The following is an 11,032-nucleotide window of genomic DNA, read 5'->3' as shown; positions in this document are numbered from 1 at the left end:
AGTTAAAGCTGTTCGCCAACGACATCGACGTAACGCTGCAAGGTCGCTTGACATTTGGGCTTCTGCCTTAACTTGACACCAATGGCATCTTGCCCGCCCTTCTTTATTTTTCCCATCCTTCCCACCTAAAACCCCAAAAAAATCCCCCACCTTGCGGCAGGGGATTTTGATTACTTATCTACAAAACTAGTAGCGGAATTAACCGAACTTACCAGCAGTAGAAGCAATCAAGAATGCAGCGTAAGTTACGACGTAGCCAACAGTGAAGTGAGCTAGACCAACTACACGAGCTTGAACAATTGACAGAGCCACGGGCTTGTCTTTCCAGCGAACCAAGTTAGCCAGAGGAGTGCGTTCGTGTGCCCAAACAAGGGTTTCAATCAACTCTTGCCAGTAACCTCTCCAGGAGATTAAGAACATGAAGCCAGTAGCCCAAACTAGGTGTCCAAACAAGAACATCCAAGCCCAGACAGACAGGTTATTCACGCCGTAAGGGTTGTAACCGTTAATCAACTGAGCAGAGTTAGCCCACAGGTAATCGCGGAACCAGCCCATGAGATATGTAGAGTTCTCATTGAACTGAGCTACGTTGCCTTGCCAAATACCTAGATGTTTCCAATGCCAGTAGAACGTAACCCAACCAAGCGTGTTGAGCATCCAGAATGTAGCGAGGTAGAAGGAATCCCATGCTGAGATGTCGCAAGTACCGCCACGACCGGGGCCGTCGCAAGGGAAGGCATAGCCGAAGTCCTTTTTATCGGGCATCAGCTTAGAACCACGGGCATCCAAAGCACCTTTGACCAAGATCAAGGTAGTGGTGTGCAGACCTAAAGCGATCGCATGGTGAACCAAGAAGTCGCCAGGGCCAATTGTCAAGAACAGGGAGTTAGTACCAGCATTGATGGCATCTAACCAGCCTGGAAGCCAAACGTTAGCGTAGTTAGGCCATGCTGTGTAAGCAATACTATCGGGGTTAGATAGCAAAGCATCTAAACCGTACAGTACTTTACCGTTAGCAGCTTGGACGAATTGAGCAAATACTGGCTCAATCAAGATTTGCTTTTCAGGAGTACCGAAAGCAACTACTACGTCGTTGTGTACGTACAAACCAAGGGTGTGGAAGCCCAAGAAAAGGGATACCCAGCTGAGGTGGGAAATAATCGCTTCTTTGTGCTTCAGCACGCGCTCAAGAACGTTGCCTTTATTTTGTTCTGGATCGTAATCACGTACCCAGAAGATTGCACCGTGAGCAAAAGCACCAAGCATCAGGAATCCAGCAATATACTGGTGATGCGTGTACAACGCTGCCTGAGTTGTGTAGTCCTTCGCAATAAATGCGTAGGAAGGCATGGAGTACATGTGCTGCGCTACTAGGGAAGTAACAACACCTAACGCTGCTAAGTGCCATCCCAATTGGAAGTGCAGGGAGTTGTTGTAGGTGTCGTAGATACCTTGGTGAGGTAGGTTAAACGGACCTTCAACAGGAATACCGAAGAAATTCTTGGCATTCAAGGCTTCTTTGAGACTGTGACCAATCCCAAAGTTTGTCCGGTACATGTGACCAGCAACGATGAATAAAACTGCGATCGCTAGGTGGTGATGAGCTATGTCAGTCAGCCACAAAGCTTCTGTCTGGGGATGGAAACCACCCAAGAAACTCAGAATTGCAGTTCCTGCACCTTGCGATGTCCCGAAGATATGTCCAGGAGTGTCAGGGTTTTGAGAGTAAACACCCCAGTTGCCTGTAAAGAATGGTGTCAAACCGGCTGGATGGGGTGGGGTATTCAGGAAGTTATCCCAACCTACGTGCTGACCGCGAGCTTCGGGGACAGCAACGTGAATTAAGTGACCAGCCCAAGCCAATGAACTAACACCAAACAAACCTGCTAAGTGGTGGTTTAGGCGATGTTCCGCGCTCTTAAACCATGCCAAGCTAGGACGGTACTTGGGTTGCAAGTGCAGCCAACCAGCAAACAGTAATACAGCAGCGAATAATAGCAAGAACACTGAACCGTTGTACAGTTCGCCGTTATTCCGCATACCGATGGTATACCACCAATGGTAAAGACCAGAGTAGGTAATGTTTACCGGATTGCTAGCGCCCGCTTGGGTAAAAGCTTCGATCGCTGGTTTACCAAAGTGGGGGTCCCAAATCGCATGGGCAATGGGACGGATGTGAAGGGGATCTTTAATCCACTGTTCAAAGTTACCTTGCCAGGCCACGTGGAACAGGAGGCTGGATGCCCACAGGAAGATGATTGCCAAGTGACCGAAGTGAGTTGCGAAAATCTTTTGGTAAAGATTTTCTTCCGTCATGCCATCATGGGTTTCAAAATCGTTGCCTGTAGCGATCGCATACCATATCCGACGAGTCGTCGGGTCCTGTGCGAGATCCTGGCTAAATTTCGGAAATTTTGTCGCCATAGGTTTAATAAATCCTCTGACCTTTAGCCATCAAATACCAGCGTCTAGAGTCCTGAGTTCTGAGTACCAAGTTTTGAGTATTTTCTCAGCACTCAGCACTCAGCACTCCACAACTGATTGCTACCCTACTGAAAGGATGTGTGCATGGAAGAATGCCCAGGTTGTGGCAATTCCTCCCAAGAGGTAGTGAGCTACCCCTACAGCTCGACCCTGAATAATGCTCAGAGCGCGAGGCTGAATTGCTGGTGCTACCTTCAGTTTGTTATGCGCCCAAACAATGGACTCAATCAGTTCTTGCCAGTAGCCGCGACCACTGAACAGGAACATCAAGCTGAATGCCCAGACAAAGTGAGCGCCTAAGAAGAGTAGACCATAGGCAGATAGCGCGCTGCCATAGGAATTGATGACTTGTGTAGCTTGTGCCCACAAGAAGTCTCGCAACCAACCGTTGATGGTAATGGCGCTTTGGGCGAAGTTACCACCAGTGATATGAGTTACAGTCCCATCTGCATCTACGGTTCCCCAAACATCTGATTGCATCTTCCAGCTGAAGTGGAAAATTACAATCGATATGGAGTTGTACATCCAGAAAAGTCCGAGGAATACGTGATCCCAACCAGAGACTTGACAGGTACCGCCACGACCGGGGCCGTCGCAAGGGAAGCGGAAGCCCAAGTTTGCCTTGTCTGGAATCAGACGAGAGCTACGGGCGTACAGCACACCTTTGAGCAGAATTAGGACGGTGACGTGAATGGTGAAAGCGTGAATGTGGTGAATTAGGAAGTCCGCTGTGCCCAAAACAATGGGTGCAGCTGCCACTTTACCGCCAACAGCCAAGACACCGCCGCCAAAGACATAGCTAACTGGTTCTAGGGCATTAGGTGCAGTTGTACCAGGAGCCAAGGCGTGAATATTTTGTATCCACTGGGCAAATACTGGCTGCAATTGAATCCCTGTATCAGAGAACAAGTCTTGAGGACGACCCAATGCACGCATTGTGTCGTTGTGGATGTAAAGTCCAAAGCTATGGAAGCCGAGGAAAATACACACCCAGTTCAGGTGAGAAATAATCGCGTCACGGTGACGAATCACCCGATCCAACAAGTTGTTTTGATTCACAACTGGATCGTAATCCCGCACCATGAAGATCGCAGCGTGAGCCGCTCCACCAACAATCAAGAATCCACCGATCCACATATGGTGTGTGAATATGCACAACTGCGTAGCGTAATCAGTTGCCAAGTATGGATAGGGGGGCATCGCGTACATGTGATGCGCGATGATGATGGTCAGCGAACCCAAGAAGGCTAGGTTAGTAGCCAACTGAGCGTGCCAAGATGTGGTCAGGTTTTCGTAGAGACCTTTGTGACCTTCACCGGTGAAAGGACCTTTGTGGTTTTCGAGGATCTCTTTAATGCTGTGACCAATACCCCAGTTGGTACGGTACTGATGTCCAGCAACGATAAAGAGAACTGCGATCGCTAAATGGTGATGAGCAATGTCAGTCATCCACAAGCCACCTGTTACCGGGTTCAGACCGCCCTTGAAGGTTAAGAAGTCAGCATACTGACCCCAGTTCAAGGTGAAGAAAGGTGCTAAACCAGCAGCAAAGCTGGGATACAACTCGGTCAACAAGTCTTTGTTCAAGATGAACTCGTGGGGCAAGGGTATGTCTTTGAGAGCAACACCTGCATCCAAAAGCTTGTTGGTCGGATTGGACACGTGGATTAAGTGACCTGCCCATCCCAAGGAACCACAACCTAGCAGTACTTGCAAGTGGTGATTCAGCATCGACTCCACATTCTGGAACCATTCTAGTTTGGGAGCGCGTTTGTGGTAGTGGAACCAGCCGGCAAATAAGAACAAGCCTGCTAATACCAATCCACCGATCGCTGTGCAGTAAAGCTGGAAGGAGTTTGTAATCCCCCAACCACGCCATACTTGGAACAAACCGGAGGTGATTTGAATGCCGTGGAAACCACCGCCAACATCACCGTTTAAAATGTCTTGTCCGACAATGGGCCAAACGACTTGAGCGCTAGGCTTAACGTTTAACGGGTCACTTAGCCAAGCTTCGTAGTTAGAAAACTTCGCACCGTGGAAAATCATCCCACTCAACCAGATTGTCACTACAGCCAGGTGGCCGAAGTGGGCTGAGAATATCTTGCGGGAGATGTCTTCTAAATCGCTTGTATGTGTATCAAAATCATGGGCGAGTGCGTGCAGGTTCCAAATCCATGTGGTGGTTTTGGGACCTCTGGCTAAGGATCTGTCAAAGTGTCCAGGTTGCGCCCATCTCTCGAATGAGGTTGGAACTGGATCGTTATCGACGATTACTCTTGCCTTTTTTTCCTCTCGCTCCGGAGGACTTATTGTCATTCGACCTCCTCTCTTGATAAGGAATGAGGAATCATGAATACCACAAAATTAACCATTACCGCAAACTCCAGAATTTTGCTGAAGCCGCGATGAAGACCTATGTGGATTGTTGTTTCTCGTTGAATTATAGAGTCTTCACTTGTACATTGTTGGAGATATTTTAACAATAATTCAAACTTGCTCAAATATTGCTGAAATTCATGCCTTAACTGCCTTTTAACTTCAAACTTTTTGTCCAAAAGTCAATAGTTTATCTATTTAATTTACAAAGAATAACAATTCGTAAAATTTATGGTTTGGCTGTATGTAGCCCATGTCCCAACTTTTACTGCTATTACTCATGAACATTTATGTCATATTTCAATTTATGCAAGTAAAACGCTGTAGAGATTATGATTTATTTTAAAATTTTATGAGAATACCAAGGAAAACTTATGTGATATGAGGCAGATTTCACCTTTTGTTTGGGCTATAGTTCCAGATGGACAGTTTGAGCCAAAATAATCTGTCAATTGTCGAAGACTATCACTGGATGCAACGCATGAACTCGTGGCAGAAAAGGGTGTTAGAGAAGCTCCTCCCTCAGAGGTTCCCGATTCTCAGGTGGGTAATGATATTAGTGCTGGTATTAAGCTTGACCAGTTGCGGCAAGAAAGCCGACAGCCAGGAAGTATCTACTGGTTATAAAGAAAACTCCCCAAAGATTTCTCAAATTTCAAAGCAATTTTCGGAAGTTTCCCCTCCATCTGTTATTCAAGAACTGCGTCCAATTTTGGAAGTTTATCAGCCACAAGTGACAATTGTTACTCCAAAATTTGATGAAGTTCTTCAAGACAACAAAGTAACAGCCAGTTTTCAGGTTAAGGATCTAGCAATATTTAAAGACCCACAATTACAACTCGGGCCACATTTACACGTAATTCTGGATAATCAACCTTATATACCTGTTTACGACCTGAATCAGCCCTTGGTATTGCCAGACTTGTCTCCAGGTAGTCATACCCTGCGCGTCTTTGCCTCTCGTCCTTGGCATGAAAGCTTTAAGAATGAAGGTGCTTATGCCCAAACAACATTTCACGTCTTCACTAAAACCGACGACAACACCCCAGATCCTAAATTACCGCTGTTAACTTACAGCCGTCCTCAAAGCAGCTACGGAGCAGAACCAATCTTACTGGACTTTTACCTAACTAACGCTCCTCTGCATCTCGTTGGTAAGGAAAACCCCAACGACGAGTTCAGTGATTGGCGCATCCGTTCCACTATTAATGGTGAAAGCTTTATTTTCGATCGCTGGCAAGCAGTTTACCTTAAAGGCTTCCATCCAGGGAAAAACTGGGTAAAGCTAGAATTTCTCGATAATCAGGGAAATGCTGTCAAAAATGCTTTTAATACTACAGTTAGATTGATTGACTACCAGCCAAAGGGCAAAGACACTCTGTCGAGAATTGTCAGAGGAGAACTCACAGCATCTGAGGTGCGCCCTATTGTAGATCCGAATTATAAACTTGCACCTAAACCCATACCCACACCTTCTGTTGAACAAACACCCCAAATACAACCCAAGATAGAAAAACAGCCTATTCCTGAAACTGAAGTTCCAGAACAATCCAAAACACAGCCAGAAAAACCAAAATTAGAAGTTCCAACGGCTGTACCATCTCCCACTTTGTCTCCGACACCATCAGAAATAATTACGCCAACACCAGAACCACAGCCGGAGGTAACATCAACTCCTGAATCTACGCCTTTACCTGAAAAAGTAACGCCTCAGCCAACAAAACCAAGATTTGGTGGATTTTTTAACCGTGGGGCTGGTAAAGTTCCCACCCCAGAAGCACCAGTTGCACCATCTCCTAGTTTGCCACCCACGCTGCCAGAGATTATTGAGTCTCCTGTACCAGAAATAATTACGCCAACACCAGAACCACAGCCAGAGGTAACACCAACTCCTGAATCTACGCCGTTACCCGAAAAAGTAACGCCTCAGCCAACAAAATCTAGATTTGGTGGATTTTTTAATCGTCTAACGAGTAAGACACCTAGTCCACAAGTAACAATTGCACCATCTCCTAGTTCGTCACCCACGCTGCCAGAGATTATTGAGTCTCCTGTTCCAAAAATAATTACGCCACCAGCAGAACCACAGCCAGAGGTAACGCCAAATTCTGAATCTACGCCGTTATCTAAGGGACTTCCAAATAAAAAAATATCCAATTAACTCTTGTGGGGTGGGCGTCTCGCCCGCCATATTATGGACTGGGCGGGCAGGATGCCCACCCCACAATATTGGATAATTTATTTCTTGGAGTTCCCTAACCCTGTTCTGTCACTTTCCGGCAGGGCAATCGCTAGAAGTCTTATGAGGCAATCAATACAAGCTATACTATTAGAAAAAAATTGGTCTTGTATTTATTATTAGAAAAGAATCGCGCAATCGCTTGCTATACAAAAGCTCTAGAATTAAGAAATGGCAAATGTTTTCGGAGAGTGACAGAACAGGGCTAAAACAACCGCTCCCGATCCAGAAAAACCAGAATTAACCAAAAATACTCAACTGTAACTCTTGCGCTAAAACTTCAATCAATGCGATCGCACCTACAGTATTTCCGATATTATCCAAACCAGGACTGTAACAAGCGATCGCTCCCTCTCCTGGTACTATTGCTACAAGTCCACCACCAATCCCTGATTTCATCGGTAGACCAATTCTGACTGCAAACTTGGCAGAAGCTTCGTATAGTCCACAAGTTGACATTACAGCGTTGACAATCCGGCGGTTTTGTGATGATAAATAGCTATTTTCACAAGCTAAGAGTTTTCCTAACAGGGCTAAATCTTCAACTCGCCCAGAAATACAGCATATTTGCTCGTAGGTGTCAAGTGCTGTTTCAACATTTTCGAGATGACCAGCTTGGGCGAGATAATTAGCGATCGCTTCATTGGCTGTTGAACGGGTTAATCGCACTGAAGCCAGCATTTCCTCATCTAAACTTAGTTGGCAACCTGCTAATTGGTTAAGCCATTGACAAAATAAGAGAGTGCGATCGCTAGCATCCTTTCCTGGTAATTTATCAGACAGGGTAATTGCCCCACTATTAATCATAGGATTGCGGGGATGGCCGCGATCGCTAACTAGTTGTTCTAAAGAATTGAAGGGTGCATCTGATGGTTCCACCCCAACCCAGCCAAAAACCGTTTCTGCTCCGAGATGTTCTAGCAGATAAAGTAGAGAAAATGTCTTGATCGCGCTCATTAACGGGAAAATACAAGCTGTATCCCCAAAACTAATGGTTTTGCCCGATTTACAGCAGATGTGAACTGCAAACCAACTAGGATAAGCTTTAGCTAATTGTGGAATGCGATCGGCAACTTGTCCTCGTTCAACTTGGGTTTGAGCTAGCTGCACCCAGGCTGATAACTTCGTAGTAGTTAGTTTTTCAAGTCCTTTCAAAGTGTAAACTTTTTAACAATTTATTTTTTCAACAGCAACTAACAGTATAGTCTGATATTAATCAAGGCTGAATTTACCCCTAAGTGGTTACGCAAAATTAAATTATTTATGTCATTGCAAGCGGAATAAAATGTAACGTCTCGTAGAGAAACAATTCCAAAGCGTAAGCGAATTGCCTCATTTTGCTTCGCTTCATTCACAATGACAAATGATATAGCGTTTCCTAAGCAACTGAGGTACACCTAAATCTTTTCTAACAAAATAAGCAGCTTTAAAAACGTACCTCACCAGGTCGGGAACCCCCGTATTTAATTTTACACTACTACTTATCACACCTCAGCATTGTTTATAAACAACAGAACTGTATTGGAGGTAGGTTTGTGAAATTATCTAAACTGTCTAAAATTGTAGGTTTAACAACAGCATTTGCAATTTCATCACAAGCTGCGTTGCTGATTCAACAAAACAAGGCACTAGCGGATATTGATATATCTATCCTTACATCTCTTAAATCTGTACTTAATACAGGCGAATACTTATTTGCTGCCACTAATCAATACTTGATTTCACCTAATGGGGTATATAAAGCTATCCAGCAATCTGATGGAAACTTTGTTCTTTATGCTGGCAGCACTCCTCTGTGGGCATCAAACGTTATTGACACATCAGTTTACTACACCCTCATGCAAAGCGACTGTAATTTAGTCAGTTATAATTATAGTGGAAACGCTGTGTGGGCAAGTAATACAGGTGGGCTTGGTTCTAATTGTCGTCTCGAAGTTAAGAATGATGGAAACTTGGTAATTTATAGAGGTGATAATGTTCCTGTATGGTCAACAAATACCAACAGATAAGCTGCCTCGTTTATACCATTTCTTTATGAAGCTGCATACAAATAACCCCACCGCCTGCGGCATCTCCTCGATGCTTTGAGAGGAATGGAAGTGGCATTTATGGTATACTTTGAGACTTTTCAAACATCTTTTTAACTCGACTTTATCCAAAATTAAGAACTTGGTTCTCCTTAATAGAGCAAAAACCCTAACTTTTTAGCAAAAGCTTTTTCTATATCACTGATTCACGGTGAAATCGAAAAAGTAAAAATAATACCCCATATAGGTTTTAGCATTAGCGTTAGTGTAACGACTCCGCAGGAGTATCGCGTTGCTAGAAAATGGATAAAGTCGAGTTTAATTACGAATTACCAATTAGTATGATTCCCCGTGTCAGAGCGCCAGAATTCCCGCAAAATTACTTTTGGCTCAATACCGATAAACCATTGTCTCTTAAACAACTCAAAGGTAGAGTCGTAATTTTAGACTTTTGGACATACTGCTGTATCAATTGTCTGCATATTCTGCCAAACCTGAAATATTTAGAACAAAAATATAAAGATAGTCTTACTATTATCGGCGTTCACTCCGCCAAATTTGACAACGAAAAGGAAACAGAAAATATTCGCCAAGCTATCCTCCGCTATGATATTGAACATCCAGTTATAGTTGACAGCGGTTTTCGGATTTGGGAAGAGTATGCTGTGCGTGCTTGGCCTACGTTAATAATTATCGATCCAGAAGGTTACGTGATTGGCCAGATTTCTGGTGAAGCAAACCGTGACACTTTAGACGAGTTGATTCAAAAGTTAATTCAGCAACACCAAGACAAAGGCACAATTAATTTCAAAGAAATTAGCTTGACTTTAGAAAAACAGCGCCAACCATCAATCACACCTTTAGCTTTTCCTGGTAAAGTTCTAGCTACTCAAGCAGGTTTGTTTATCGCTGACTCTGGACATCATCGCCTAGTTATGAGTAGCTTTGATGGAGAAATTTTACAGTTAATTGGGACTGGACAATCTGGCTTAACTGATGGTGCTTTTAACGAAGCGCAGTTTTTTGCACCACAGGGAATGGTTTATGATGACGAAAATGAGATTCTTTATGTTGCTGATACAGAAAATCATGCACTACGGCGAGTTGATTTAAAGCGCCAAGTAGTCAAAACTATTGCAGGAATTGGTGAACAAAGCCGCAATATTCATCCTCATGGCGGTGCTGCTTTAGAAACCGCGCTGAATTCCCCTTGGGATTTAGTGAAAGTGGGAAATACTCTATTTATTGCAATGGCTGGGCCGCATCAAATTTGGCAAATGGATTTAGAAACTGGCATTATCAAAACTTATGCTGGTATTGGTGCAGAGGCGTGTATTGATGGTTCGCTTACTGAATCTGCTTTTGCTCAACCTAGTGGTATTACTAATAATGGGCAAGAATTATACATTGCTGACAGTGAAGTTAGTTCAATTCGTGGTGTTGGAATTGTCGAACCGTATCAAGTAAGAACTGTTTGCGGTAGTGGCGGTTTATTTGGTTTTGGCGATGTAGATGGACAAGGTGAAGATGTCCGTTTACAACACTGTTTAGGAGTGGAATACGCGCAGAATTTTTTGTGGGTGGCAGATACTTATAACCATAAAATTAAATTAGTTAGTCCCAGTGGTAATTGTCAGACAGTTTTGGGAGATGGTTCTGCCGGTTTACAAAATGGTCAAGGTAAGAACACTCGGTTTTTTGAACCTTCGGGATTGAGTGCTATAGATTCATATTTATATATTGCTGATACTAATAACCACGCTATCCGCCGCGTAGATTTGGATACCTTTGAGGTGACAACACTAGAGTTTCTTGGGTTGTGTGCGCCAGATTTTTGTATTCCACCGAATTTATAGAATAATAATCTCACGCAAAGACGCAAAGAAAAAACTCTATGTCTCTG

General features: G+C 44.0%; 6 protein-coding genes. 3 read left to right on the top strand and 3 right to left on the bottom strand.

What is annotated here, in order from left to right; genetic code table 11:
• Nucleotides 1-198 precede the first annotated feature (198 nt).
• Nucleotides 199-2,424: a photosystem I core protein PsaB gene (psaB, locus tag V7K44_RS33080; protein ID WP_334938320.1), complete on the bottom strand. Its 2,226-nt coding sequence runs from the start codon at nucleotides 2,422-2,424 to the stop codon at nucleotides 199-201.
• Nucleotides 2,425-2,544: 120 nt separating this feature from the next.
• Complete coding sequence (gene psaA, locus V7K44_RS33075; RefSeq protein WP_334938318.1) at nucleotides 2,545-4,803, bottom strand: photosystem I core protein PsaA; 2,259 nt, start codon at nucleotides 4,801-4,803, stop codon at nucleotides 2,545-2,547.
• Nucleotides 4,804-5,344: 541 nt separating this feature from the next.
• Between psaA and V7K44_RS33070 the strand changes: the two genes are divergently transcribed.
• Nucleotides 5,345-7,024 (top strand): hypothetical protein, encoded by a 1,680-nt coding sequence (locus tag V7K44_RS33070; protein ID WP_334938333.1) that lies wholly within the window; start codon nucleotides 5,345-5,347, stop codon nucleotides 7,022-7,024.
• A gap of 318 nt (nucleotides 7,025-7,342) precedes the next feature.
• Here the strand turns inward: V7K44_RS33070 and glsA are convergent, their stop codons facing one another.
• Nucleotides 7,343-8,257 carry a glutaminase A gene (gene glsA, locus V7K44_RS33065; RefSeq protein ID WP_334938316.1) on the bottom strand — a complete coding sequence of 305 codons (915 nt, stop codon included), beginning with the start codon at nucleotides 8,255-8,257 and terminating at the stop codon, nucleotides 7,343-7,345.
• A gap of 380 nt (nucleotides 8,258-8,637) precedes the next feature.
• Here glsA and V7K44_RS33060 point away from each other — a divergent pair, with 380 nt between their 5' ends.
• Nucleotides 8,638-9,111, top strand: a complete 474-nt coding sequence (locus V7K44_RS33060; protein WP_334938314.1) for a hypothetical protein — start codon at nucleotides 8,638-8,640, stop codon at nucleotides 9,109-9,111.
• A 359-nt stretch (nucleotides 9,112-9,470) separates the two neighbouring features.
• A complete protein-coding gene (locus tag V7K44_RS33055) occupies nucleotides 9,471-10,985 on the top strand; it encodes a thioredoxin-like domain-containing protein (protein WP_334938331.1) in 1,515 nt (504 codons plus the stop codon).
• Nucleotides 10,986-11,032 lie beyond the last annotated feature (47 nt).

This window comes from Nostoc sp. (genome assembly GCF_036917235.1).
In the GTDB taxonomy this organism is placed as follows: Bacteria; Cyanobacteriota; Cyanobacteriia; order Cyanobacteriales; family Nostocaceae; genus Nostoc.
This window is presented reverse-complemented; position numbering and strand designations above follow the sequence as displayed.

Coding starts and splice junctions, on each gene's coding strand:
- psaB (WP_334938320.1), bottom strand. CDS start 2,424: ATGGCGACAAAATTTCCGAAATTTAGCCAGGATCTCGCACAGGACCCG.
- psaA (WP_334938318.1), bottom strand. CDS start 4,803: ATGACAATAAGTCCTCCGGAGCGAGAGGAAAAAAAGGCAAGAGTAATC.
- V7K44_RS33070 (WP_334938333.1), top strand. CDS start 5,345: ATGAACTCGTGGCAGAAAAGGGTGTTAGAGAAGCTCCTCCCTCAGAGG.
- V7K44_RS33055 (WP_334938331.1), top strand. CDS start 9,471: ATGATTCCCCGTGTCAGAGCGCCAGAATTCCCGCAAAATTACTTTTGG.